Origin of the sequence: Cupriavidus sp. UME77, from assembly GCF_014170355.1 — a bacterium.
In the GTDB taxonomy this organism is placed as follows: Bacteria; Pseudomonadota; Gammaproteobacteria; order Burkholderiales; family Burkholderiaceae; genus Cupriavidus; species Cupriavidus basilensis.
In genome coordinates this window covers 261045-286806 of record NZ_LZZU01000086.1, presented here as the reverse complement: position 1 = coordinate 286806, position 25762 = coordinate 261045, and the positions used below count along the sequence as shown (strand labels likewise).

The following is a 25762-nucleotide window of genomic DNA, read 5'->3' as shown; positions in this document are numbered from 1 at the left end:
AGCACCGCATGCCGCGTTTTGCCGCCAACCTGTCGATGATGTACACCGAGCACGCCTTCCTGGATCGCTTCGCCGCCGCAGCGGCAGACGGTTTCAAGGCCGTGGAGTATCTCTTCCCGTACGAGCACGCTGCCGCGGAAATCCGCGCGCGGCTCGACGCCAACGGCCTGGCGCAAGCGCTGTTCAACGCGCCGCCGGGCGACTGGGCCGCCGGCGAGCGCGGCATGGCCGCCCTGCCCGGGCGCCAGGCCGAATTCCGCGACGCCTTCGGCCGCGCGCTGGAATACGCTGCCGTGATCGGCAATGACAAGATCCACGTGATGGCCGGCCTGGTGCCGGCCGGCGCGGACCACGGGCGTCATCGCGCCTGCTACCTGGAAAACCTGGCGCATGCCGCGCAGGCCGCGGCGGCACAGGGCATCACGGTCCTGATCGAGCCGATCAACGGACGCGACATGCCCGGCTACTTCCTCAACCGCCAGGACGACGGCCAGGCCATCTGCAAGGAAGTGGGCGCGGCCAACCTGAAGGTGCAGTTCGACTGCTACCACTGCCAGATCGTGGAAGGCGACCTTGCCGTCAAGCTCAAGCGCGACTTTGCCGGCATCGGCCACATCCAGATTGCCGGCGTGCCCGAGCGCCACGAGCCGGACCTGGGCGAGCTGAACTACCCCTACCTGTTCGACGTGATCGATGGCCTTGGCTATGACGGCTGGATCGGCTGCGAGTATCGTCCGCGCGCCGGTACCTCGGCGGGTTTGGGCTGGCTCAAGCCTTACTTGAAGGCCTGAGCGGCCGCTGTCTCCATGCCGCCCATGGCGGCACAACAGGAAAACGAACATGCAAGTACTGATCACCGGCGGGGCCGGCTTTCTCGGCCTGCAACTGGCCCGCCAGCTGCTAAAACGCGGCACCCTGGACATCGACGGCAAGCCCGTCGCCATCGCGGGCCTGACGCTGCTCGACGTGGTCGCGCCGCCCCCGCTGAACGACGCGCGCGTGCGCGTGGTCACCGGCGACCTGTCGGACCCCGCCGTGCTGGCGCAGGCCATCGATGAACACACCGGCGCGGTGTTCCACCTGGCGGCGGTGGTCAGCGGCCAGGCCGAGGCTGATTTTGACCTGGGCATGCGCGTGAACCTGGATGCCGCGCGCGCGTTGCTGGAAACCTGCCGGGCGCTTCACGTGAAACATGGCAGCCGGCCACGCGTGGTGTTCACCAGTTCGGTGGCGGTGTACGGCGGCACCCTGCCCGCTGTGGTGCAGGACGATACCGCGCTCAATCCGCAATCCTCCTACGGCGCGCAAAAGGCCATCGGCGAGCTGCTGCTGTCGGACTACAGCCGCCGCGGCTTTGTCGACGGCCGCGTGCTGCGCCTGCCGACCATCAGCGTGCGGCCAGGCAAGCCCAATGCCGCGGCTTCGTCGTTCGCCAGCGGCATCATCCGCGAGCCACTGGCAGGCGTCGCCGCCAATTGCCCGGTCTCGCCGGAAACGCCGCTGTGGCTGCTGTCCCCGCGCGGGGCGATTGCCGCGCTGGTGCGGGGCATGGAGATCGATGGTGCCAGGTTTGGCGAACGCCGGACGGTGAACCTGCCCGGCTTGTCGGTCACGCCCAAGGAGATGGTGGCGGCGTTGCGGCGCGTGGCCGGCGACGCCGTGGCGGATCGCGTGAGCTGGGAGCGCGAGGCGCGCATCGAGAATATCGTCGGCACCTGGCCTGCCGCGTGGAACACGGAGCGCGCGCTGGCGCTGGGGTTCCAGGGGGACAAAGATTTCGATGCGGTGATCCGGGCCTATATCGAGGATGCGGGCATAGCGGCGCGTTGAACCCGCAGACGCGTTTTGGCGGCGCTGGCTTGCACGCAGGCCAGCGCCGCCGCACCTGAAACGACGGAAACCGGACGGATCAAGCGTCCGGTTTCACCACTTCATACGCCGTGATCGTTTCCCGCACCGGCCCCGGAATCGGCGCCGACTTCTGCGTCGCGGGATCCGCGCAGACATAGACGATCTCGCCAGTGACCAGGTGCTCGTCGCCGCGGTACATCTCCACGCGGAACAACATGCTGGAGCGGCCCAGGCGCGCAATCCGCCCCCGGATCTCCAGGATGTCGTCAAAGCGCGCGGACGCGTGATACTCCAGCGTGGATTTCACGACGAAGATATCCACGCCGTGCGCGTGCAGCACATCCTCCGGATACCGGATCCCCACCGCCCGCCAGTACTCCGTCACGCAGATATCGCAGTAGGTCAGGTAGTGCGCATTGAACACGATCGACTGCGGATCCACCTCGGCCCAACGCACGCGCAGCGGCATGCTGTGACGGAAATCTTCCTTCGCCATGTCGGCGTTCCCCCTTGGTTGCCGGCCAGATATCGGCCCGATATGAAAACGGCGCCGGCCCCGGACAGGGCGGCGCCGGCATAAAGCGGCTAAGCCACGCTTATTGCGGCTTGTTCAGCCCCAGCTTGTCGATAATGGCCTTCTCTTTCTTGACCGTATCGGCGGCGAAGTGCGCGTATTGCTCGCTGCTCATGTAGAACGGCTCCATGTCGAACTTGGCCAGCGCATCGCGATAGTTCTGCATTTCCATGGCCTTCTTGAAGCCGTCGTGCAGCTTCTTGACGATCTTGGGATCGGTGCCCTTGGGTGCCACCACGCCGAACGGCGAGGTCTGCACGATGCCCAGGCCCAGCTCCTTCAACGTCGGCACATTGGGGAAGCGCGCCGAGCGCTTGTCGCCCCAGGTCGACAGCAGGCGCAGCTTGCCGGACTCCACGTACGGTGCCCAGGCCGGGGTGTCCGCCACCGACATCACGTGCCCGCCCAGCAGGGCCTGCATCGATTCCGAGTTGCCCTTGTACGGAATATGCGAGAACTGCACATTCTGCTTCATGGCCAGCTCTTCCATGGTCAGGTGCAGCGTGGTCATCGAGCCCGGCGAGCCGTAGGTCAGGCGGCCCGGGTTGGCCTTGGCGTAGGCGATGTAGTCCTGCATGGTCTTGATCGGCGAATCCACGGGCACAACCAGGCCAAACGAGTAGCCGGCCAGGTTGATCACGTACGACAAGTCCTTGACCGGATCCCAATTGATCTTGGTGGTGTACGGCAGGCGGTAGACCGGCATGGCTACCTGCGCCAGCGTGTAGCCGTCCGGCTGGGTCGATTGCATCAGCTGTGCGGGCAATACCCCGCCAGCGCCAGGTTTGTTCTCGATGATCACCGGCTGGCCGAGGATCTTGGAAGCGTTTTCCGCCAGCACGCGGAACGGCAGGTCGGTGGAACCGCCCGCGGTATAGCCGATGATCAGGCGAATCGGCCGTTGCGGGAAATTGTCCGCCTGCGCCAGGGCCGGCGCGCTGGCCAGCCCCAGGGTAGCCGCGGTGGCGGCGAGCGCGCCCGCATGGGCGAGGAAATGGCGGCGTTGCATGAGTCTGTGTCTCCTTTTGCTACTGCTACAAGTAATGCACTACACGTAAAGCCAATGAAACCGGGGGTTCTGCGACCGCTTCGATCTGGCTGCCGGCCCTTGCCGGCAAGCCTCGCTCAACCGTCGAAGGCAGCACGCAAGGCGGCGACCGCGTCGCCATGGGCGCCGGCCACCGCCGGGACGAAACGTCCTAGCTTGAAAAAATCGTGGATCATGCCCTGGTAGTCGGCCACTTGCGCCGGCACGCCCGCGGCGCGCAGCTTGGCCGCGTAGGCCACGCCTTCATCGTGCAGCGGGTCGTAGCCCGCCACGGCGATCCAGGCCGGGCAGCAGCCGCGCACGTCGGCACCCGTGCCACCACCGTCCAGCGGGGCAAAACGCCAGTCGTCGCGGCTGGTTTCGCTGTCCAGGTATTGCGAAAAAAACCACTGGATCATCGGCGCGGTCAGCAGATAGCCTTCGGCCAGCGCGCGATGCGAAGGCGTGTCCTGGCGGGCGCAGGTGCCGGGATAGATCAGCATCTGCAGAACAGGCTCCAGGCCCAGATCGCGCGCGTGCACGGCGCAGGCGCTGGCCAAGGTGCCGCCCGCGCTGTCGCCACCCAGGGCGATACGGCTGGCATCGGCACCCAGGCGCGCGGCCTCGGCGAACACCCATGCCATGACATCGAACGCATCGTTCGCCGCATGAGGAAACTTCCATTGCGGGCCAAGCCGGTAGTCCACCGACAGCACCATGCAATCCGCCTGCATGCACAGCAGCCGGCTCAGGGGATCGTGCGAGTTGACGCTGCCCACCGTGAAGCCGCCGCCATGGAAGTACACCAGCAACGGCAACGGCTCGGCCCAACTGGCCTCGCGCGGCGCATACAGCCGCACCGGGATGCCGTAGCCATCGCGCGCGGCTACCGTCAGGTTTTCCACGCTGTGCACGGCCAGCGGCGCGATATCCATGATGGGCGCGCTCTTTTCGTACGCGGTCTTGGCGTCGGCCGGGTCCAGTTCATGGATGGACGGACGCTTCACGCGCCCGATCAGCGCCAGCAACGCCGCCACCTGCGGGTCCAGCGGCACCGGCGGCATGCCGGGTAAGGCAGGCGCAGGCTGGGCGGGCGCAGCGGTGGAATCGGGCGGGACAGCGGGCATGGACACTCAGAATCAGTAGCAACGAACCTTCGGCGGCAGCCGAATCTCCAGTGGCGTCAGCGCCACTGGCGTTCGAATTGTGAACGATCGTTCGATTTTAGTATGATTCCAGATGTTTCTGCAGCAAAGCATATGAAATTTCCCTGGGGCTGGTCAGGGCGGCAGGTTTTGCGCGATCATCGACCATCGTCAGAAAAGCCAGAAGCCAGAAGCCAGAAGACATAGAAAACCCTCATCGACGGAGACAGCATAGATGGCCTTCATTTATTACCTGACCAACATCCACCTGGATTTCGGCACCATCAGCCAGCTCAAGGCAGAGTGCGAACGCATCGGCATGCGGCGCCCGCTGGTCGTCACCGATAAAGGCGTGGTTGCCGCCGGTGTGGCCCAGCAGGCCGTCGTGGCCCTGGGCGGCCTGCCGCACGAGATCTTCGACGAAACCCCCTCCAATCCGACCGAAGCCATGGTCAAGAAGGCCGCGGCGCAGTATCGGGATAGCGGCTGCGACGGGCTGATCGCGGTCGGCGGCGGGTCCTCCATCGACCTGGCCAAGGGCATCGCCATCCTCGCCACCCATCCCGGCGAGCTGACCACCTACGCCACCATCGAAGGCGGCAGCACCAGGATCACCGAGCGCGCCGCGCCGCTGATCGCCGTGCCGACCACCTCGGGCACCGGCAGCGAGGTGGCGCGCGGCGCCATCATCATCCTGGAAGACGGCCGCAAGCTCGGCTTCCACTCCTGGCACCTGCTGCCCAAATCCGCCATCTGCGACCCGGGCCTCACGCTCGGCCTGCCGGCCGGCCTGACCGCCGCCACCGGCATGGACGCCATCGCACACTGCGTGGAGACCTTTCTGGCGCCAGCCTTCAACCCGCCCGCCGACGGCATCGCCCTGGACGGCCTGGAGCGCGGCTGGAAGCATATCGAGCGCGCCACCCGCGACGGCCAGGACCGCGACGCGCGCCTGAACATGATGAGCGCCTCCATGCAGGGCGCCATGGCCTTCCAGAAGGGACTGGGCTGCGTGCACTCGCTATCACACCCGCTCGGCGGCCTCAAGGTGGACGGCAAGACCGGCCTGCACCACGGCACCCTGAATGCCGTGGTGATGCCGGCGGTGCTGCGCTTTAACGCCGACGCGCCCAGCGTGGTGCGTGACAACCGCTACGCCCGCCTGCGCCACGCCATGGGCCTGCCCCAGGATGCCGACCTGGCCCAGGCCGTGCACGACATGACCGCGCGCCTCGGGCTGCCCACCGGCCTGCGCCAGATGGGTGTCACCGAAGACATGTTCGACAAGGTGATCGCCGGCGCACTGGTCGACCATTGCCACAAGACCAACCCGAAAGAGGCCAGCGCCGCGGATTATCGGCGTATGCTGGCGGAATCCATGTAAGTGCCGCGGCGGGCCGGCAGCACAGGTGCGCGGAACAGCCGGGGCGATCCAGCTTTACCACCCAGCACGGAGAAGAGGTCATGACAGGGGAACACCTGCAGGTCTTGCACGGAGACATCACCCGCATGGAAGTCGACGCCATCGTCAATGCCGCCAATAGCGGCTTGCTCGGTGGCGGCGGTGTCGACGGCGCCATCCACGGCGCTGGCGGTCCCGCCATCATGGCCGCCTGTCGCGGCATTCGCGAAACCAAGGGCGGCTGCCCCACCGGCCAGGCGGTGATCACCACCGGTGGCCTGCTGCCCGCGCCTTACGTCATCCACGCGGTCGGCCCGGTCTGGCAAGGGGGCGACCACGGCGAAGACGCCCTCCTTGCCGGCGCCTACCAGTCCAGCATCGCGCTAGCCGCGCAGCACAAGCTGCGCACCATCGCCTTTCCCAATATCAGCACCGGCATCTACGGTTTCCCGCGCGAGCGCGCCGTGGATATTGCCATCGAGGCGGTACGCAAGGCCCTGGTGGCCGCACCCACCATCGAGCAGGTCAGTTTTGTCTGCTTCGATGACGAGAATTACCGGTTGTATCGGCACAGGTTGAGTTGAGTCGCCGACGGCCTTCGCAGGGTTTTTGCGAGGGCCATCAACAGGATCGAGGCTGACGGGAAACCCGCATTCTCTTGCGGTTTCTCGTTTTGCTGTTTTCCTCGCTGTCCCCGCCCTCGTTCCGGGTGTGCTGCTCGCACCTGGGCTAATTCACCACCACCACCCCCTTCAGCGCCAACCCCACCGCAGCCTGCGCATGCAAAGCCGTGGTATCGAACACCGGCAGCGCCACGTCATCCTGCCCGATCAGCAGCGCAATTTCGGTGCAGCCCAGAATCACCCCGCCCACGCCCTGCGCCTGCAAGCCGCCGATGATGCGCCGGTACACATCGCGCGAGGCGTCGCGCACGATGCCGTGGCATAGCTCGTCGTAGATGATCCCGTGGACGAGCGCGCGGTCGGCGGCGTCAGGGACCACGACTTCGATGCCGTGCTTGTCCTGCATGCGGCCGCGATAGAAATCCTGCTCCATGGTGAAGGCCGTGCCAAGCAAGCCCACGCGCCGGATGCCGGCACCGCGCAATGCTTGCGCGGTGGGATCGACGATGTGGAGAAAGGGAATGTCGAGCGCGGCTTCCAGGATAGGGGCCACGCGGTGCATGGTGTTAGTGCAGAGCAGCACGAAATCCGCGCCGGCGGCCTGCACTTGCAGGGCGGCTTGCCGCATGGCTTCGCCGAGTTCGTCCCAGCGTTGCGCGTGCTGCAGTGCCTTGATCTGCTCGAAGCTGACCGTGACCATGACGCTGCGCGCGTTATGGTGGCCGCCGAGACGTTGTTTCATGTCCTGGTTGATCAGGCGATAGTACTCGGCCGAGGATTCCCAGCTCATGCCGCCGATCAGTCCGATCGTCTTCATCTTGACCTTCCTTGCGCACCGGCGCTGTCGAATCAGGTCAATGTAGCAGCAGGCGCCACCCCGCCCCATGCACAGTGCGGCGGTTTCCGACCGGGCCGGCGCAGGCGCGCATGCCTGATGCGGCCTGGCACGCACAGCAAATCAGGGCAAGGCGCTCCGGATCAACAGGTTGATGCGCTCCGGCTGCTCGTGGATGACCCAGTGGGTGCCATCCGGGATGCGTTCCAGCCGCATGTCCGGGATGAACTTGTCCAGGCCATCCAGCAGGCTTTTGGGCAGCGCGGTGTCGCGCTCGCCCCAGACCACCAGCGTTGGCACGCGCACGGCGAAGGCGGCGGGATCGAGCCTGGAGATATCGGGAGGCGTCTCGCCAGGGCCCGGCGGATGCATGGGCGATGCGCGGTAATAGTTCACGCCGCCCGTCAGCGAGTGAGAACCGCCGGCGCCGGGCTGCGACCAGGCCGCGTGGTATTTCTCGCGGGTCTCGCCGGTAAACCAGGGCGCGGGCTGCTTGCCCTGACCGTTCAGGAAACCCTCCAGCTTGGCGAAGCCTTCCGCCGCCAGCGCTTGTTCCGATCCCGGCTCGCGCAGCCAGTTCATATAGGCCGAGGCGGCTTGCTGCTGGGGATCGCCGCTGAGCGCCTTGGCAAACAAATAGGGATGCGGCGAGTTGATGATGACCAGCCGCTCCACCATCTGCGGAAACTGGATGGCCAGGTTCCAGCAGATTGCCCCGCCCCAGTCGTGCGCCACCACCACGCAATGCGAGTAGCCCAGCGCGTTGATGAACTGGACCAGGTCCTCGACGATATGGCGGGGACGGTAGGCCTCGACTTCCGCGGGCTTGCTTGAGAGGTTGAAGCCGCGCAGGTCCGGCGCCACGGCGAAGTGGGTCTTGCCGAACTCGGCCAGCTGGGCTTCCCACTCGTACCAGAACTCGGGAAAGCCATGCACGAACAGCACCAGCGGCTTGCCGCGCTCGCCGGCGCTGGCGTAATGCAGGCGCGTGCCATTGGGCAAGGTGGCGTACTGCAGATGGCGAATGACTGCAGGTTTGGTCATGAATTCCTCCCTTGCCGCAATGGCTGTCTCTGGTGGACTTGCTGCTGGCCGCACCTGGCGGCTCCCCCTCGCTTATCCGCGCATTATCCGCGCAAGGCTGCGATGAGCCCGGCGCGCACTTCCGGCTTGTCGGCGAACGGGTCGCTTGGGTTGCGTTGGCTAATGATATCTTCGAAGCGTTGCCGCACGGGATCCAGTTGCTGCGGATGCGAGTAAATATAGAAGCCGTTGTCGCGGATGGCGTCGAAGGTAAGCTGCGCCACTTCGGCGGCCGTGACCTTGCCCGAACTGACCGCTTTGTCCGACATGGCTTGCGACACCAGTTGCGAGCGCGTGGGCGGCGCGTCGTTGGCCAGCCCGGCCGGCCGGTTGCGGCCCGATTGCGTGATGCCGGTCGGCACGAAATACGGGCACAGCACCGAGCAGCGGACCTGCTCGCTGACCAGGCTGAGATCCTGGTACAGCGATTCCGACAAGGACACCACGGCGTGCTTGGAGACGTTGTAGACGCCCATCGCGGGCGGGCTGAGCAAGCCGGCCATGGAGGCCGTATTGACGATATGGGCTTCGAACGACGGGTCCTCGGCCGCGGCCGCGAGCATCAGCGGGGTAAAGATGCGCACGCCGTGGATCACGCCAAAGAGGTTGACGCCCAGCACCCACTCCCAGTCGCGCTCGGTGTTTTCCCACATCAGGCCGCCCGCGCCCACGCCGGCGTTGTTGAACAGCAGGTTGACCTGGCCAAAGGTGGCGATGGCGGCATCGGCCAGCGCCTGCACCTGCTCGGCCTTGGACACATCCACGCGCACGCCGATCACCGGCACGCCTTGCGCCTTGAACTCCGCCACGGCGGCATCCAGTGCGTCCTCCTGCACGTCGGCCAGCACCAGCTTCATGCCGAGTCCCGCACCCAGCTTGGCGAATTCCTTGCCGAAGCCCGATGCACCGCCAGTGATCACTGCCACCTTGCCCTGGAATTGCTTCATGTTGTCTGCCTCACGTTGCTGTCGTTGTTATGGGATTGCCTTGCCGCGCGCGGGTCTTAGCCCGCGCGCTGCACTTGATAACCTTGGCGCGGGAAATGCACGTTGACCGCGCCCGCACGCGGGTCCTGGCGGCGCAATGTGGCACGGTGGGCGTCCAGCGCCACCAGCACGCCGGCCACGGGATCGCGCGCGTAGTCCGTTGGCGTTACGGTGACCGCGTCGCCCGCTTCGAAGCCGCTGCCGGCAGCCACCCCGCCAGGCAACGCGGCCGGATCGGCGTGCCGCGCCACCTCCAGCGCCGACTCCGCGCTGACCACCCGCACCGTGCCATGGCCAAAGGCCTTCATGCGCGCATACCAGGCTTGCACCGCCGGATACGCATCCAGCAGCTTGGCCAGCTCGCTGGCGCGCCGGATAAACCAGACATTGTGGTACAGCGAAAAATCCGCCACGGACAGCTCGGCCCCGGCCACATGCGCCACGCCCGCCTTGAATTGCTGCTCGAGCCGCCCGAAGGTTTCATGCAGCATGGCGATGGCCTCGGGCAAGGGCATGCGCAGCGCATTGGTCTCGCCACGCATGGCCTTGCGGTCCGCCGAGAAAGCCTGCATTTGCGCCGGCGTGAGGTGGCCCAGCATGCTTTGCGCGCCGGCCGGCTGGAACAGGTAGGTGACGGCGGCGGTAAACAGCGCGGTATCGATCCAGCCAGCGACCAGGCGCGTAGTGGCGGCCTGCGCCGCGGGATAGAGCGGGCACGCGGGCGCCGCGCTGTCGATCACCTCGCAGATCAACGCGGTGTCGCAATAGATGTCGGCCCCCACCTGCAGGATCGGCGTGCGGCGATAGCCGCCGGTCAGCGCCACCACGTCCGGCTTTGGCATGATGGGCGGGATTTCCACCGCTTGCCACGCCAGTCCCTTCGCGCCCATCAGCAGGCGGATCTTCTCGGAGAACGGCGACGTTGCGTACTGGTGAAGGATAAGGTCTGCCATGGTGTCGGAATCGCTTGTGTTGCCAGGCTGAAGCCAATCTATAGCCAGATTGAACTCAGCCTGAAATTTCTCTTATGCCTGCTGCCGGTGCATCGGGCGGATGCCGCCACGGGTATCAGCAAGGCGCGTGCCTGCTATTGCTCGATCTCTTCTGTCACGCCGTCATGCCGCCACGCTCTCACGCTGTCAACCGCACTACCGCCCCGTTTGCTTGAGCGCCTTGAGCGCCATGTTCTCGACCAGGCGCGGCGCCAGCAGCTTGAGCCACAGCCCAAGCCGGCCCTTGCTGGTCATCACCAGTTCGCGCTTGCGCGCGGCCATGGCCGCCAGCATCTGGCGCGCGCACTCCTGCGCGCTCATGGCCCCCTCCTCGCGCAGCCGGCTCTCGCCCAGCGGGCGGCCGTCGGGGCCGAAGCCATTGATGCGCGTATCGGTCGCCACCACGCCGGGGAACACCACGCACACATCCACGCCAGACCCGCGCAGCTCCGCCCGCAGCGCCTCGCAGAATCCCGCCAGTGCGAACTTGCTGGCCGAGTAGGCGGTGCGGCCCGGCACGCCGATCTTGCCGGCCAGGCTGGACACCGCCACCATCAGGCCGCCGCGCTCGCGCAGGTGCGGCAGCGCCTCGCGCGTGCACCACATGGCGCCGAAGTAGTTCACGCGCATGACCTGCTCGTAGTAGCTGTAGTCCGATACCTGTTCGAAGTAGCCGTGGGCGGACACGCCGGCATTATTGACCAGCACGTCGAGCCCGCCATACTGCGCCACCACCGTGGCCACCAGCCGCCGGCAGTCGAACTCGTCGGACACATCGACGCGCCACACGCCGACGTCGGCCGCCGGGTGCTGGCGGCGGATGCGCTCCGCCAGCGCCTGCAGCAGGTCGACACGGCGCGCCGCCAGCGCAAGCCGCGCACCCTGCTGCGCCAGCAGCAAGGCCAGTTCGGCGCCAATGCCGTCGGACGCGCCGGTGATCAGCACGACCTTGCCAGTGAAGGGAGCAAAGGCGGCCATGACTTCAATCCAGCAGGTCGGGCTGTTCCTTGACGATGCGGGCGTATAGCGGCTGGAACTGGAACCAGCCCGCCTGCGCCGTGCCGACGATCGAATACGCCTGGCGTGCCGCAGCGTCGGAGATCACCTTCAGCGGCGCATTGGTGCGCGCGGCGGCGGCCTCGGCCAGCAACTGCACCTGGCACGAGCGCTCCATGGTGATGAACCACCAGGCAGCCTCGTCCACCGTCTTGCCCACCGTCAGCAGGCCATGGTTCTGCAGGATCGCGGCCTTGTTGCTGCCCAGCGCGTTGGCGATGCGCTGGCCTTCGTCCAGCTCCACCACCACGCCGCCGAAATCGTCATAGAGGGCATGGTCGTTGTAGAAAGCGCACACGTCCTGCGTCAGCGGGTCGAGCGTGCGGCCCAGCGTGGACCAGGCGCGGCCATAGGTGCTGTGCGAGTGCGCGGCGGCGACCGCGTCTTCACGGGTCTGGTGCACGCGCGAGTGGATGGCGAAGGCCGCGGCGTTGACCGGGTAATCGCCTTCCACCACGTCGCCATGGTGATCGCAGCGGATCAGGTTGGACACCTTGACCTGGCTGAAATGCACGCCGAACGGGTTGACCCAGAACGTATCCGGGAACTCGGGATCGCGCGCGGTGATGTGGCCGGCCACGCCCTCGTCGAAGCCGAACTTGGAAAACAGACGGAAAGCCGCGGCCAGCCGCTGCTTGCGGTGCAGGCGCTCCTCCGCCGGCGTATCGAACTTCGGCGGGCGCGGCAGTACGCGGTACTTGGCCTTGACCTCTTCGGACAGGCCAGCGGCCATTTCGTCCTGGTCGGCCTGGGGCCTGGTGCTTGCTACAGGGGCGTTCATGGGGAATCTCCTTGTTTTTCCGCTGCCGCGCGCGGGTATCGAAGCGGCGCGCGGCAGCTACGGACTTAAACCAGCTTGACCAGTTGCTTGCCGAAATTCTTGCCCTTGAGCAGGCCCATGAACGCTTCCGGCGCGCTCGCCAGGCCTTGCGCAATGCTCTCGCGGAACTTGAGCTTGCCTTGCGCCACCGCGGTGCCCAGCTCTTGCAACGCTTGCGGCCACACGTCCATGTGCTCGGACACGATGAAGCCTTCCACGGTCAGGCGGGACACCAGGATCAGCTGCGGGTTCTTCAACGGCATCGGCTGGCCATCGTAGCCGGCGATCATGCCGCAGATGGCGATGCGGCCAAAGGCGTTCATGCGGGCCAGCACGGTGTCGAGGATCTCGCCGCCGACGTTCTCGAAGTAGCCATCCACGCCGTCCGGGGTGGCTTCCTTGAACATCGTGTACAGCTCCTTGCTGTCCTTGGCCGCCTTGTAGTCAACACAGGCATCGAAGCCGAGTTCATTGACCACGTAGTCGCACTTGTCCTTGCCGCCAGCAAAGCCGACCACGCGGCAGCCCTGGAGCTTGGCCAGCTGGCCCACCACGCTGCCGACCGCGCCGGAGGCCGCGCTCACCACGATGGTCTTGCCGGCCTTCGGCTGGATGATCTTGTTCAGGCCATACCAGGCCGTGACGCCAGGCATGCCGACCGAGCCGAGGTAGGCCGACAGCGGAATATGGGTGGTATCGACCTTCTGGATGCCGATGCCATTGGTGACGCCCATTTCCTGCCAGCCGAACATGCCGACCACCTTGTCGCCGACTGCGTACTTGGGGTTCTTCGTCGCCACGATCTCGCCAACCGTGCCGCCGATCATCACGTCGCCCAGCGGCTGCGGGGTCGCGTACGACTTGCCTTCGTTCATGCGGCCGCGCATATACGGATCGAGCGACAGGAAATGATTGCGGACCAGCACCTCGCCTTCGCCGATCTCGGGCACAGGCACCTCTTCCAGGCGGAAGTTGTCAGGGGTCACGGCGCCGGTGGGACGCGATGCCAGGACGATGCGCTTGTAGGTGTTCGACATGATGGCTTCCTTACAGTGAAATGGACAAGGACACTCGCCCTTTGTCGGTCGTTGTGGGTAGTTGCCAGCTAGCTGGTCGGCTTGCCGGCTTGTTTTGTTATTTCATCAATGACAGCGCCAGTGCCCGATACGCGCGATGCGTGACGGGGTCGTTGGCACCGTTGGCGGCGATAGGATGCGAGGCGTAGCGCACGATGGTGAGTTCTGCCTTGGGATCGACGTAAATACGCTGGCCGTGGATGCCGCGCGCCTCGAACACGCCGTGGTCGTCGTTCGAGACCCACCACATCGAGCGGTAGCTCCAGCCGGGCAAGGTCGCATAGCCAGCCTTGGCAAACTTGGCGGGATCGCCGCCGCGGCGGATGTCCGCCACCACCTCGGCCGGGATGATCTGCTGGCCATTGAAGCGGCCGCCGTTGCGCATGGTCTCGCCAAAGCGGGCCAGGTCGCGCAGCGTGGTGTTCAGGCCGCCGCCGCCGGACTCGCTGCCGATGCTGTCCACCATGAAGTAGGCATCGTTCTCCGCGCCCATTTTTTGCCAGACGCGCTCGGAAAGCAACTTGGCCAGCGACTGCCCGGACACGCGCTTGACGATCCAGGCCAGGACTTCGGCATTGACGGTCTTGTAGGCGAAGGCCTGGTCATGCTCGCCTTCCTTCTTCAAGGTGGCCAGGAATTCGTAGAACGTCTTGGGTCCGGCATAGCCGGGTTCGCGCGGCATCATGCCGCCGGCGCGGCTGTAGTCCCAGATCTCGGCCTTGGGATCGGCGTAGTTTTCGGAGTACTTGACGCCCACCGTCATGTCCATGACTTCGCGCACGGTCGCATCGCCGTAGGCGGTGCCCGCCATCTCCGGCAGGTAGCGCGTAACGGGCGCGGCGGGGTCCAGCTTGCCGTCCGCCACCAGCATGGCAGCCAGCGTGCCGACGAAGGACTTGGTGACCGACATGGCGATGTGCGGCGTATGGTCGTCCAGCGCGCCGAAGTACTTCTCGTAGACGACCCGGCCCTTGTGCATCACCAGGATGCCGTCGGTATAGGTCAGGCCAAGCATGTCGCTGAACGTGCGGCGGGTGCCGTCGGCATCGGTAAACGGCACGCCACCGATATCGCGCTCGGCACGCGGCAGTGCCGAAACCGGGCCGCGCCCGTGCCAGACCGAGGCTGTCGGGACCAGTTCGCGGATATGCGAAAAGCTCCAGCGCGTGCGCGGGAAGCCGTTGCTGGCAGGGGTGAAGCTGATGACCTTGGCGGCTGCGGGAGGAAAGCCCTGCATCCAGCCCGCCGCAACGGGATCGGTGGCGGCCGCGTCCGGGAACACCGGCGCGGCAGGTGCCGCAACCGGCGCGCCGGCAGAAGGAACAGGTGCATTCTGGGCTTGGCCCGGCTGATACATGGCAAGGGCTCCTGCGCCGAAGGCGGCGAGCACGGTCAGTTTCAATCGCCGCGTGGCGGCAATCCGTTCAAACAGCATCTTGTCTCCATTTTTTGTTTTACAGCTGCTGCGCGCCGCCGGCTCCGGTGACCCTGCCGGTCTTGTGGCTAATATCCCTTCCCTGTCCCTTCCCTGTCCCTTCCCTGTCCCGCGGCACTCAGCCGTCCGCGCCGGTATCCGAAGCGCCGCTTGCCGCCCGCTGCGGCGGCACGCGCTTGACGAACTTGAACGTGCCCGACCCGCGCGACACGGTCTTGCCGTCGGCGTCGACGATCTCCGCCTCGCAAAAGGCCATGGTGCTGGTACGGTGCACGCACTGGCCGCGCGCGACGAGCTTGCCGCGGCCAGGCGCCATGAAACTGGTCTTCATCTCGATGGTCACCACCCCGCGGCCATCGGGATCGGCGGCGCGGCCGGCGATGGCCATGGCCACGTCGAGCAGCGTCATCAGCACGCCGCCATGGGCCATGTCCCAGCTGTTCTGGTGACGCGTTTCCAGCGCCAGTTCGATCTCGCTGCCCTCCTTGTCCATGCGGGTGCATTGCACGCCAAGATCGGCAAGGAAGGGAATCTTGAGGGGAAATCCGTTGGTTTTGGTCATAGTTGCTAATGAGGCGAAGACGGTACGGGTGGCCGGCTGGCAAGGCGGAACGTCCCGCCCTGCACGGGCCAACCGCATTGGAGCATGGACTTTATACCGCGCTCACGCCGCCATCCACCGCCAGCACCTGGCCGGTGATGTGTTTGCCGGCGGCGCTGGCGAACAGCAGCGCCGCGCCCTTCAGGTCTTCGTCGTCACCCAGCCGGTGCAGCGGCACCGATGCGCACATGGCATCCACCCCAAGGCGGTCCAGCGAGCCCTGCGTCATCTTGGAGGGGAAGAAGCCCGGCGCCAGCGCGTTCACCGTGATGTTGTGCTCGCCCCACTCGGCCGCCAGCGTGCGGGTGAAGTTCACCACCGCGCCCTTGGAGGTGTTGTAGGCAATGGTTTCCATCGATCCCGGCGGGTTGCCCGCCAGGCCGGCGATGGAGGCCACGTTGATGATGCGACCATAGCGGCGCGGAATCATCGACAGCTTGCCGATGCGCTGCGACAGCAGGAACACGCCGCGGATATTCAGGTTCATCACCTTGTCCCACGCTTCTACCGGGTGATCTTCGGCAGGCGCTCCCCAGGTGGCGCCGGCATTGTTGACCAGGATGTCGATATGGCCCAGCTTGGCCAGTGCCTCGTCGGCCAGGCACACGATATCCGCATCGCGCGCGCCGTCGGCGGCGATCCACTCGGCATCGATGCCAAGCGCCTTGAGGTGAGCTTGCGCCGCTTGCAGCTCATCGGCCTTGCGCGCCGACAGCACGATGCGCGCGCCCTGCTCGCCAAGCGCTTCGGCGATCTGCAGGCCAAGCCCGCGCGAGCCGCCGGTGATCAGCGCCGTCCTGCCCTTCAGGTCGAACAATTGCTGGATGGTGTTCATGGTGTCTCCCGATTTGGTGTTGGGCGCGCGCAGATCGGTGCGCGCGCTCGTTCATCTTGCTTGGATGCCGCTCAAAACCAGGCGTCCTGCATGTCCAGCGTGGTGCGGTCGAGCGAGGCCAGCAGGTCGAGCTGCGGGCCCACCTTGGGCAACTCCCAGCGGAAGAAGTACGCCGCCGCGGCCAGCTTGCCGCGATAGAAGTCCTGGTCTTCCTGGCTCTTGGCTCCAGCCAGTGCGGCCTGCGCCACCAGTTCCTGCTCCAGCCACGTCCACGACAGCACGACATGGCCGAAGGCTTCCAGGTAGACCGAGGCGTTGGCCAACGTCACGGTGGCGTCGCCCGCCGCCCACAGCGCCTGCGTGACTTGCGCCACGCGCGTGACGGCGGCGCCCAACGCCTTCGCGTGGCTGCCCAGCGCGGCATCGCCGCTGGCCAGGGCGCGGCCGATGGTGGCCTGGATCTCTTCGCCCAGCACCTTGAAGGCCGCGCCGTCCTTCATCACCACCTTGCGGCCCAGCAGGTCCAGGCCCTGGATGCCATGCGTGCCTTCATGGATCGGGTTGAGGCGATTGTCGCGGTAGAACTGCTCGACGTTGTACTCGCGGGTGTAGCCGTAGCCGCCATGCACCTGGATGGCCAGGTTGTTGGCTTCCAGGCACCACTGCGACGGCCAGCTCTTGGCGATCGGCGTGAGGATATCGAGCAGCAGTGCCAGGCGCTCATGCTCGGCCCCCTGCGCCGCACGCTCCTGGTCCACCAGTTGCGCGCAATACAGGTTGAGCGCCAGCCCGCCTTCCACATAGCTCTTCTGCGCCAGCAGCATGCGCCGGATGTCCGCATGCTCCACCAGCCGCACCTGCGGGCTGGCCGGATCCTTGCCGCCGGGGCCGATCGGGCGGCCCTGCGGGCGGTTGCGCGCGTAGTCGACCGAGTGCAGGTAGCCGGTATAGCCCAGCATGACCGCGCCCAGGCCCACGCCGATGCGGGCCTCGTTCATCATATGGAACATGCAGGCAAGGCCCTTGTGGGCCTCGCCCACCAGGTAGCCAATGGCACCCGCCTTGCCGTCCGGTTTGTACTTCATGCCTTCGCCGAAGTTCAGCAGGCAGTTGGTGGTGCCGCGATAGCCCATCTTGTGGTTCAGGCCGGCCAGCACCACATCGTTGTGCTCGCCCAGGCTGCCGTCGGCGTTGACCAGGTATTTCGGCACGATAAACAGCGAAATGCCCTTCACGCCCGGGATCAGCTTGCCGTCCGCGCCGGGAATCTTGGCCAGCACGAGGTGGACGATATTGTCGGAGAGCTCATGCTCGCCGGCCGAAATCCACATCTTGTTGCCGCGCAGGCGGTATTGCTGGCCGAGCGGCGATTCTCCCTCGTAGTCGGCGCGCGTGGTGATGTCGGACAGCGACGAGCCGGCCTGCGGCTCGGACAGGCACATGGTGCCGAAAAAGCGGCCTTCCATCTCCGGCTTGACGAAGGTCTCCACCTGCGCCGGCGTGCCGTGCGCGAGCAGCAGGTTGGCGTTGCCGATGGTCAGGAAGGGATAGGAGCTGGTGCCGACGTTGGCGCCCTTGAAGTAGGCAAAGCCGGCCTTCTCCACCACCACGGGCAGCTGCATGCCGCCGATGTCGTAGTCCTGCCCGGCGGCCATCAGCCCGGCCTCGCAGAAGGCCTTCAGCGCAGTCTTGACCTCGGGGATGATGCTGACGGTCTCACCGTCGAAATGCGGCTCTTGCTGGTCGTTCTTCTTGTTGTGCGGCGCGAACAGGTCGGCGGCGATCTTCTCGCAGGTATCGAGCGCGGCGTCGAAGGTCTCGCGGGAATGGTCGGCGTAGCGCGGAATGCGGGTCAGCCCCTCGACCTTGAGCCATTCGTACAGCACGAAGTTCAGGTCACGGCGGGAAAGGATCAGCGACATGGCAGGAAACGGCTCCCAGACTGAAAGGGAAAATCAAAGATGCGCGACCCGTCGGCGGCTGCATCAACTGCAAGCCTCGCGGCGGGGATCGTCGCTGTCTCCACAACGGCGCGCTCTCATGGCGCACCGCAATTTCTGTATCTTTAAATGGCGCGGGGAAAGAAAAAGGCGCTCTCGCGCCCGTCTCTTGCCTGCCGTGCCTGGCTGCCTTCGCCCAGGCGGGCGATCAGCGTGTCGCCGATCGCCGCACGCAGGCAGTTGATCTTGTACTCGGAGGTTGCCACCGGCGCGGCGCCGGCCAGCACCGGGAAGGGCTGGCTGGCCAGCACCTCCCGGCCATGGGCCAGCATCGGGTCGGCCGGATCGCTCACGGTACCGTGCCGCCTCAGAAGACTTCGAACAGGCCGGCCGCACCCTGGCCGCCGCCGATGCACATGGTCACCACCACGTACTTCGCGCCACGGCGCTTGCCTTCGATCAGCGCGTGGCCGACCAGGCGGGCGCCCGACACACCATAGGGGTGACCCACCGCGATGGCGCCGCCATTGACGTTCAGGCGGTCCATGGGGATGCCCAGGGTGTCGGCGCAGTACAGCACCTGCACGGCGAAGGCTTCGTTCAGCTCCCACAGGCCGATGTCGGCGACCGTCAGGCCGGCCTTCTTCAGCAGCTTGGGCACCGCGAACACCGGGCCGATGCCCATTTCGTCAGGCTCGCAACCGGCCACGGCAAAGCCGCGGAACGCGCCCAGCGGCTGCAGGCCGCGGGCCTCGGCCACCTTCGAATCCATGACCACGACCGCCGAAGCACCGTCGGAGAACTGCGATGCATTGCCTGCCGAGACCACGCCGCCGGGCATGGCGGTGCGGATCTTCGACACGGCTTCCAGCGTGGTATCGCCGCGGATGCCTTCGTCGGCCGAGACCGTGACTTCCTTGGTCATCAGCTGGCCGGTCGCCTTGTCGGCCACGCCGGCGAGCACCGTGATCGGCACGATTTCATCGTTGAACTTGCCGGCTTCCAGGGCGGCGAAGGCGCGCTGCTGGCTGCGCACGCCGTATTCGTCCTGGCGCTCGCGCGAGATGTTGTAGCGCTTGGCCACGTTCTCGGCGGTTTGCAGCATATTCCAGTAGATTTCCGGCTTGTTCTTGGTCAGCCAGTTTTCCTGGATCATGTGGCGGTTCATTTCCTGCTGCACGCAGGAGATGCTCTCCACGCCACCGGCCACGAAGATATCGCCTTCATCGGCGATCACGCGTTGCGCGGCCATGGCGATGGTCTGCAGGCCGGACGAGCAGAAACGGTTCACGGTGGCGCCGGGCACGGTAACCGGGCAGCCCGCGCGCAGCGCGATCTGGCGCGCGATATTGGCGCCGGTGGCGCCTTCCGGGTTGGCACAGCCCATCAGCACGTCTTCCACTTCGCCGGCGTCGATCTTGGCGCGCGCAATGGCGTGCTGGACCGCATGACCGCCCAGGGTCGCGCCGTGGGTCATGTTGAAAGCACCCTTCCAGCTTTTGGCCAGGCCGGTACGTGCGGTGGAAACGATGACTGCCTCTTTCATGTCTTGCTCCTCGGTATCTCTGGTATCTGGTGACCTGCGGCGTGCGTTCACGTCCGGCAGTGTCATGCAATATGTCGTTGGCTGGGTTCAGCCGTGTCAGCTCGGGTTGGCTTGGCGATTCTTCGGTTTCAGGACAGCAGCGCGGCCGATTGCACGCGTCGCACGCCCGCGGATTCCAGGTCTTGCCACGCACGCGCCAGCGACCCGTCGAGGTCGATGGCACGGCAGGCATCCTCGACCACGACGGCCTCGAACCCCGCCGCGCGGGCATCCAGCGCGCTCCAGGCAACGCAGTAATCCGTTGCCAGTCCCACGCAAAACACCCGGCGCACGCCACGCTCGCGCAGATAGCCCGCGAGCCCCGTCGGGGTGGCGCGGTCGGCCTCCATGAAGGCCGAGTAGCTATCCACCTCGCGGTGATGGCCCTTGCGGATCACCATGTGCGCATGCTGCACTTCCAGCCCGGCATGCAACGCCGCGCCGTGGGTGCCCTGCACGCAATGCGTGGGCCACAGGACTTGCTGGCCATAGGGCAACGCCACGGTCTGGAACGGCTGCGTGCCGGCATGGTTGGCGGCAAACGAAACGTGATCGGCGGGATGCCAGTCCTGGGTCAGCACCACTCGCGCAAACGCCTGCGAGAGGCGGTTGATCACGGGGACGACTTCATCGCCATGCGCCACGGCAAGCGCGCCGCCCGGCATGAAGTCGTTCTGCACGTCGATGACCAGCAGGCAATCTTCGGGGCCGTATTGCTTGGCCATGCCGCTACTCCTCGCTTGGTGACCGGTTTGCGATCAGTGATGAGAACCCCGCGCGGCCTGACTGCGCCGCGCGAAATCGCCTTGGCTGTGCTTAGCCGTTGAAGCCCTTGCCTTCGCCTGCCAGCTTGAGCAGCAGCGGGGCCGCCTGCCAGGCTTCGCCGTGGTAGCCCTTGGCATAACGCGCCATCGACTGCGCCACATTGAACAGGCCAACCTGGTCCGCGTACAGCATCGGGCCACCGCGGAACAGCGGAAAACCGTAGCCGGTCAGGTAGACCATGTCGATATCCGAGGCCTTGGAGGCAATGCCTTCTTCCAGGATCTTGGCGCCTTCGTTGACCAGCGCGAACACCAGGCGCTCGACGATTTCCTCATCGGAGATCTTGCGGCGGGTAATGCCCAGGTCCTTGGAATGCTGCACGATCATGTCGTTGACCTGCTGGTTCGGGTACGGCTTGCGGTCGCCCGCCTTGTAGTCGTACCAGCCCGCGCCGGTCTTCTGGCCATAGCGGCCCAGTTCGCACAGCAGGTCGGCGGTCTTCGAGTACTGGATTTCCGGCTTGTCGATAGCGCGGCGCTTGCGGATCGCCCAGCCGATGTCGTTGCCGGCCAGGTCGCCCATGCGGAACGGGCCCATGGCAAAGCCGAACTTCTCGATGGCCTTGTCCACCTGCTCCGGCAGCGCGCCTTCGTCCAGCAGGTAGCCAGCCTGGCGGCTGTACTGCTCGATCATGCGGTTGCCGATAAAGCCGTCGCACACGCCCGATACCACAGCGGTCTTCTTGATCTTCTTGGCGAGCTGCATGACGGTTGCCAGCACATCCTTGCCGGTCTTTTCGCCGCGCACCACTTCCAGCAGCTTCATCACGTTGGCCGGGCTGAAGAAGTGCATGCCGACCACGTCTTGCGGACGTTTGGTGAAGGAGGCGATCTTGTTGACGTCCAGCGTGGAGGTGTTCGAAGCCAGGATCGCGCCCTGCTTCATCACTTCATCCAGCTTCTTGAAGACGATTTCCTTGACGCCCATTTCCTCGAACACAGCCTCGATGACCATGTCCGCGTCCTTGATCTCGTCATAGGACAGCGTGGTGGTCAGCAGGCCCATGCGCTGCTCGACCTTCTCTTGCGTGAGCTTGCCCTTCTTGGCGCTGTTTTCGTAGTTCTTGCGGATCGTGGCCACGCCGCGGTCCAGTGCTTCCTGCTTGGTTTCCAGCATGATCACCGGCACGCCGGCGTTCAGGAAGTTCATGGTGATGCCGCCGCCCATGGTGCCGGCGCCAATCACGGCGACCTTCTCGATCTTGCGGGTTGCGGTGCCTTCCGGCACGTCAGGAATCTTGCTGGCGGCGCGTTCGCCAAAGAAGGCGTGGCGCAGCGCGCGCGATTCCGGCGTGGTGATCAGGTACATGAAGCCTTCGCGCTCGGCCTTCAGGCCAGCTTCGAACGGCTTGAGCGAGGCGGCCACGGCATCCACGCACTTCAGCGGCGCCGGGAAGTTCTTGGCAACGGCTGCCACGGTATTGCGCGAGAAAGCGATAAAGCCTTCCGCGTTCTCGTGCTTGACCTTCAGGTCGCGCACCTTGGGATACGGGCCGGGGTTGGCCGCCGCCGTCTTGGCAAACGCCACGGCTGCGGGCAGCACTTCACCGTCGACGATCTCGTCGAACAGCTTGGTGCCGGCGAATTTCTCGCTGGGGATGGCGTTGCCCGACACGATCATGTTCAGGGCGGCTTCCAGGCCGATCACGCGCGGCAGGCGCTGCGTGCCGCCGGCGCCGGGCAGCAGGCCCAGCTTCACTTCCGGCAGGGCGATCTGCGCGCCCTTCGAAGCCACACGGTAGTTACAACCCAGCGCCAGTTCCAGGCCACCGCCCATGGCGACGGAATGGATCGCCGCCACGACGGGCTTGCTCGAACCTTCCACGACCTTGATCACCGAGTGCAGCGTCGGCTCCTGGGTGGCCTTGGGCGTATTGAATTCACGGATGTCGGCGCCGCCCGAGAAGGCTTTGCCGGCGCCGGTAATGACGATGGCCTTGACGGCCGCATCGTCCAGCGCACGGGTCATGCCTTCGACGATGCCAAGCCGGGTGCTGAGACCCAGGCCATTGACGGGGGGATTGTCGAGCGTGATGACGGCGACGCCGTCCTGAACCTGATACTGCGCTGTCATGCTGGTTCCTTTGGTAACTAGAACTAGAAGTTGTCTCGGGATTCGAATTCTCGAATTATGTTTTTCCGCGGGGCTCCAAACCACCGCCTGGCCACCGGGGAAGCACTGTACTTGCCCCCTCGGCCGGTGCCCACCCTATCGCGAGCGGATCAAGCATACACAAAATAGCACGGTCGTTCAATTTCATTTTGGGGCTTCGCTGGCACTCCCATGCGCCTCGTTCATGGCGGATCTCGCCCGCGTGCATTCAGGCTGCCAAAAGGTTGCCAAAGGCCACCAAAAGACTAGGGTAAGTCCGGAGTCTCATGGCCCATGCAGCACATTTCCCCGGCCCCGAGGATTACCTCTAGTCACAGTAGGCGACTTTCCTGACATAAACCGCCGCAATCCTCGGATTTACCCGGATAACCCGGTAAACTCGCGCCCTTTGCCCGCACGGGCGCCCCACAAGGCGTCGCCCGTGCCGAAGCCGCGGCTCCGCCCGCCGAAGTTCCAGTGACCCTGATGTCTTCCCATCCACACCCCCATCCTCACCAGCACCCCGTCGTCGAGCACGACGACCTGCAGCGCAAGCTCAAAGCCCGCCACCTGACCATGATCGCCATCGGTGGCGCGGTCGGCACCGGGCTGTTCGTAGCCTCCGGCGCGTCGATCTCCCAGGCGGGGCCTGGTGGCGCACTGCTGATGTACTGCCTGATCGGCCTGATGGTGTACTGCCTGATGACCAGCCTGGGCGAGCTCGCCGTGCATATGCCGGTGGCCGGCTCTTTCGTCACCTACAGCGCGCTGTACGTAGAAGAAGGCTTTGGCTTCGCGCTCGGCTGGAGTTACTGGTTCAGCCTCGCGGTCACGATTGCCGTGGAGCTGGCGGCGGCGCAGCTGGTGATGCAGTACTGGTTTCCGCACGTCTCCGGCGTAGTGTGGAGCGCAGGATTCCTGCTGTTGATGTTTGGCCTCAATGCCTTTTCGGTACGCGGCTTCGGTGAGGCCGAGTACTGGTTCGCGCTGATCAAGGTGGCCACGATCCTGATCTTCCTGGCGGCTGGCCTGATGATGATCTTCGGCATCATGCAGGGCGGCCCGCAGTCTGGCTGGCACAACTTCACGCTGGGCGATGCGCCCTTCGTTGGCGGCATCCCCGCCATGTTCGGGGTGGCCATGATCGCCGGGTTCTCCTTCCAGGGCACGGAAACGGTCGGTGTGGCCGCCGGCGAAGCCGCCGACCCGGCACGCACCATCCCGCGCGCCATCCGCCAGACCTTCTGGCGCATCCTGCTGTTCTACGTGCTGGCGATCCTGATCATCGGCGTGCTGATCCCCTACACCGACCCCAGCCTGCTGCGCAACGACGTCACCGACATCGGTGTCAGCCCCTTCGCGCTGGTGTTCCGCCACGCCGGCCTGGCCTTCGCCGCCGGCCTGATGAATGCCGTGGTGCTGACCGCCCTGCTCTCCGCCGGCACCTCCAGCATGTACGCCTCCACCCGGATCCTTTACGGGCTGGCGGTCAGCGGGCGGGCGCCGCGCGCGCTGGCGCGGCTCTCCGCCAGCGGCGTGCCCTACGTGGCGCTGTTCGCCACCACCGCCGTCGGCGCCCTGTGCTTTCTCAGCTCGTTGTTTGGCGACAAGGCGGTCTACCTGTGGCTGCTGAACACGTCCGGCATGACTGGCTTTATCGCCTGGCTTGGTATCGCCATCAGCCACTACCGCTTTCGCCGCGGGCTGGTGCACCAGGGCTACAAGCCGTCCGACCTGGCTTACCGCTCGCCGCTCTACCCGTTTGGCCCCATCTTTGCCATCGTGCTGTGCGTGGTGATCGTGCTCGGCCAGAACTACCAGGCCTTCTCCGACGTGCGCGGGCGCTGGCTGGAGATTGTCGGCACCTATATCGGCGTGCCGCTGTTCCTGGTTCTCTGGCTTGGCTATCGGCTGGTCAAGAAGACGCGGCTGATCGACTACGAAGATATGCCGTTCAACTGCAAGCGGGCCACCGAGGCAGGGCCGGCTGCAGCTTCACTGCCAAGGCAATCGTCCACCGACAGCAATGCCGCATAACACGCCAGATCCACATTGCCGCCGCTGATGATGATGCCAACCCGCTTGCCCTGCAGCGGTAGCCCCGCATAGCGCGCGGCCGCAAGGCCAAGGCAGCCGGTCGGCTCGACCACCAGCTTCATCGCCTGCGCGAACATGCGCATGCATTCGCGCAGCGTGTGGTCCGGCACGGCGACAATGTCGCTCACGCCGCGGTGGATCAGCCCGAACGTCAGCGCCCCAAGATGCTGGGCGCGCGCGCCGTCGGCGATCGTGTCGGGCGGCTCGATATGCACGATGGCGCCACGGCGAAGCGACTGCTGCCCATGATTGCCGGCCTGCGGCTCGACGCCGTACAGCAGGCAGCCGGGCGAGAGCTGTTCTTTCACCAGGACGGCGCCCCCGAGCAGCCCCCCGCCCCCCTGGCAAACGAACAGGGCATCGAGCGGGCCGGTTTCCTCCAGCAACTCGCGCGTGACCGTGCCTTGCCCGGCAATGACATCGGCATGGTCGTAGGGCGGGATCAGGGTCATCCCGCGTTCTTCCGCCAGGCGCCGCGTGATCGCTTCGCGGTCGTCCACCTGGCGGTCGTACAAGACCACCTGCGCGCCGCAGGCACGAGTCGCCTCCACCTTGGACGCCGCCGCGTCACGAGGCATCACCACCACCACCGGAATGCCAAGCACCTGCCCGGCTAGCGCAATGCCTTGCGCGTGGTTGCCGCCGGAGAACGCAACCGCGCCGCGGCGGCGCTGCCCGGCGTCGAAGCGCGCCAGCGCATTGAAGGCGCCGCGAAACTTGAAGGCGCCGGTACGTTGCAGGTTCTCGCACTTGAAGAACAGCTCGGCGCCCACCCAGGTGTCCATCGCGGGCGAACGCAGCACCGGTGTGCGCCGCGCGTGCCCGGCCAGGCGGCTGGCGGCGGCCACCACATCGTCATAGGCCGGCAGGGCCGCGCACATCG

General features: G+C 65.8%; 24 protein-coding genes. 5 read left to right on the top strand and 19 right to left on the bottom strand.

Annotated elements, in window-relative coordinates; all coding sequences use genetic code 11:
- Positions 1-8: 8 nt before the first annotated feature.
- Positions 9-791, top strand: a complete 783-nt coding sequence (gene otnI / locus A9975_RS32960; RefSeq protein WP_183036384.1) for a 2-oxo-tetronate isomerase — start codon at positions 9-11, stop codon at positions 789-791.
- 49 nt (positions 792-840) lie between these two features.
- Positions 841-1830 (top strand): D-erythronate dehydrogenase, encoded by a 990-nt coding sequence (gene denD / locus A9975_RS32955; RefSeq protein ID WP_183036383.1) that lies wholly within the window; start codon positions 841-843, stop codon positions 1828-1830.
- A 79-nt stretch (positions 1831-1909) separates the two neighbouring features.
- On the opposite strand, the gene A9975_RS32950 is transcribed toward denD, so the two are convergent.
- From A9975_RS32950 to A9975_RS32940, 3 genes are all read right to left on the bottom strand, one after another.
- Positions 1910-2347, bottom strand: coding sequence for a YbgC/FadM family acyl-CoA thioesterase (locus tag A9975_RS32950; protein ID WP_183036382.1), 438 nt, complete (start codon positions 2345-2347; stop codon positions 1910-1912).
- Positions 2348-2447: 100 nt separating this feature from the next.
- Positions 2448-3434 carry a tripartite tricarboxylate transporter substrate binding protein gene (locus A9975_RS32945; protein ID WP_183036381.1) on the bottom strand — a complete coding sequence of 329 codons (987 nt, stop codon included), beginning with the start codon at positions 3432-3434 and terminating at the stop codon, positions 2448-2450.
- 116 nt (positions 3435-3550) lie between these two features.
- A complete protein-coding gene (locus A9975_RS32940) occupies positions 3551-4579 on the bottom strand; it encodes an alpha/beta hydrolase (RefSeq protein WP_370565956.1) in 1029 nt (342 codons plus the stop codon).
- A gap of 253 nt (positions 4580-4832) precedes the next feature.
- Here A9975_RS32940 and A9975_RS32935 point away from each other — a divergent pair, with 253 nt between their 5' ends.
- Together A9975_RS32935 and A9975_RS32930 are read left to right on the top strand one after the other, a co-directional pair.
- Complete coding sequence (locus tag A9975_RS32935; RefSeq protein WP_183036380.1) at positions 4833-5981, top strand: iron-containing alcohol dehydrogenase; 1149 nt, start codon at positions 4833-4835, stop codon at positions 5979-5981.
- Between the two features lie 80 nt (positions 5982-6061).
- The gene (locus A9975_RS32930) at positions 6062-6583 is read left to right on the top strand and encodes an O-acetyl-ADP-ribose deacetylase (RefSeq protein WP_183036379.1); all 522 of its coding nucleotides are present in this window, start codon (positions 6062-6064) and stop codon (positions 6581-6583) included.
- Positions 6584-6728: 145 nt separating this feature from the next.
- On the opposite strand, the gene A9975_RS32925 is transcribed toward A9975_RS32930, so the two are convergent.
- The 15 genes from A9975_RS32925 to A9975_RS32855 all read right to left on the bottom strand — a co-directional run bounded on the left by A9975_RS32925 (position 6729) and on the right by A9975_RS32855 (position 22764).
- Entirely contained in the window at positions 6729-7439 is a 711-nt protein-coding gene (locus tag A9975_RS32925) for an aspartate/glutamate racemase family protein (RefSeq protein WP_183036378.1), read from the bottom strand.
- 141 nt (positions 7440-7580) lie between these two features.
- Positions 7581-8501, bottom strand: coding sequence for an alpha/beta fold hydrolase (locus tag A9975_RS32920; RefSeq protein WP_183036377.1), 921 nt, complete (start codon positions 8499-8501; stop codon positions 7581-7583).
- Positions 8502-8584: 83 nt separating this feature from the next.
- Positions 8585-9487: an SDR family oxidoreductase gene (locus A9975_RS32915; protein ID WP_183036376.1), complete on the bottom strand. Its 903-nt coding sequence runs from the start codon at positions 9485-9487 to the stop codon at positions 8585-8587.
- A gap of 56 nt (positions 9488-9543) precedes the next feature.
- Complete coding sequence (locus A9975_RS32910) at positions 9544-10479, bottom strand: glutathione S-transferase family protein (protein ID WP_183036375.1); 936 nt, start codon at positions 10477-10479, stop codon at positions 9544-9546.
- Between the two features lie 195 nt (positions 10480-10674).
- A complete protein-coding gene (locus A9975_RS32905; RefSeq protein ID WP_183036374.1) occupies positions 10675-11496 on the bottom strand; it encodes an SDR family oxidoreductase in 822 nt (273 codons plus the stop codon).
- 4 nt (positions 11497-11500) lie between these two features.
- Positions 11501-12355, bottom strand: coding sequence for a class II aldolase/adducin family protein (locus tag A9975_RS32900; protein ID WP_183036373.1), 855 nt, complete (start codon positions 12353-12355; stop codon positions 11501-11503).
- Positions 12356-12420: 65 nt separating this feature from the next.
- Entirely contained in the window at positions 12421-13431 is a 1011-nt protein-coding gene (locus tag A9975_RS32895; RefSeq protein WP_174426383.1) for an NADP-dependent oxidoreductase, read from the bottom strand.
- Positions 13432-13528: 97 nt separating this feature from the next.
- Positions 13529-14905, bottom strand: coding sequence for a serine hydrolase (locus A9975_RS32890; protein WP_183036372.1), 1377 nt, complete (start codon positions 14903-14905; stop codon positions 13529-13531).
- A 118-nt stretch (positions 14906-15023) separates the two neighbouring features.
- Positions 15024-15467, bottom strand: coding sequence for a PaaI family thioesterase (locus A9975_RS32885; RefSeq protein ID WP_183036371.1), 444 nt, complete (start codon positions 15465-15467; stop codon positions 15024-15026).
- Positions 15468-15558: 91 nt separating this feature from the next.
- The gene (locus tag A9975_RS32880; protein WP_183036370.1) at positions 15559-16341 is read right to left on the bottom strand and encodes an SDR family oxidoreductase; all 783 of its coding nucleotides are present in this window, start codon (positions 16339-16341) and stop codon (positions 15559-15561) included.
- A 71-nt stretch (positions 16342-16412) separates the two neighbouring features.
- On the bottom strand, positions 16413-18263 hold the full coding sequence (locus A9975_RS32875; RefSeq protein WP_183036369.1) for an acyl-CoA dehydrogenase: 1851 nt from the start codon (positions 18261-18263) through the stop codon (positions 16413-16415).
- 143 nt (positions 18264-18406) lie between these two features.
- The gene (locus A9975_RS32870) at positions 18407-18634 is read right to left on the bottom strand and encodes a hypothetical protein (protein ID WP_183036368.1); all 228 of its coding nucleotides are present in this window, start codon (positions 18632-18634) and stop codon (positions 18407-18409) included.
- Between the two features lie 14 nt (positions 18635-18648).
- On the bottom strand, positions 18649-19827 hold the full coding sequence (locus A9975_RS32865) for an acetyl-CoA C-acyltransferase (RefSeq protein WP_043346629.1): 1179 nt from the start codon (positions 19825-19827) through the stop codon (positions 18649-18651).
- A gap of 128 nt (positions 19828-19955) precedes the next feature.
- Positions 19956-20591 (bottom strand): bifunctional nicotinamidase/pyrazinamidase, encoded by a 636-nt coding sequence (pncA, locus tag A9975_RS32860; RefSeq protein WP_183036367.1) that lies wholly within the window; start codon positions 20589-20591, stop codon positions 19956-19958.
- Between the two features lie 91 nt (positions 20592-20682).
- Positions 20683-22764, bottom strand: coding sequence for a 3-hydroxyacyl-CoA dehydrogenase NAD-binding domain-containing protein (locus tag A9975_RS32855; protein WP_183036366.1), 2082 nt, complete (start codon positions 22762-22764; stop codon positions 20683-20685).
- 504 nt (positions 22765-23268) lie between these two features.
- Between A9975_RS32855 and A9975_RS32850 the strand changes: the two genes are divergently transcribed.
- Positions 23269-24819, top strand: coding sequence for an amino acid permease (locus A9975_RS32850; RefSeq protein WP_183036365.1), 1551 nt, complete (start codon positions 23269-23271; stop codon positions 24817-24819).
- Here the strand turns inward: A9975_RS32850 and A9975_RS32845 are convergent.
- A complete protein-coding gene (locus tag A9975_RS32845) occupies positions 24720-25760 on the bottom strand; it encodes a threo-3-hydroxy-L-aspartate ammonia-lyase (protein WP_183036464.1) in 1041 nt (346 codons plus the stop codon). The two genes, A9975_RS32850 and A9975_RS32845, sit on opposite strands and share 100 nt — an antisense overlap.
- Positions 25761-25762: the final 2 nt, after the last annotated feature.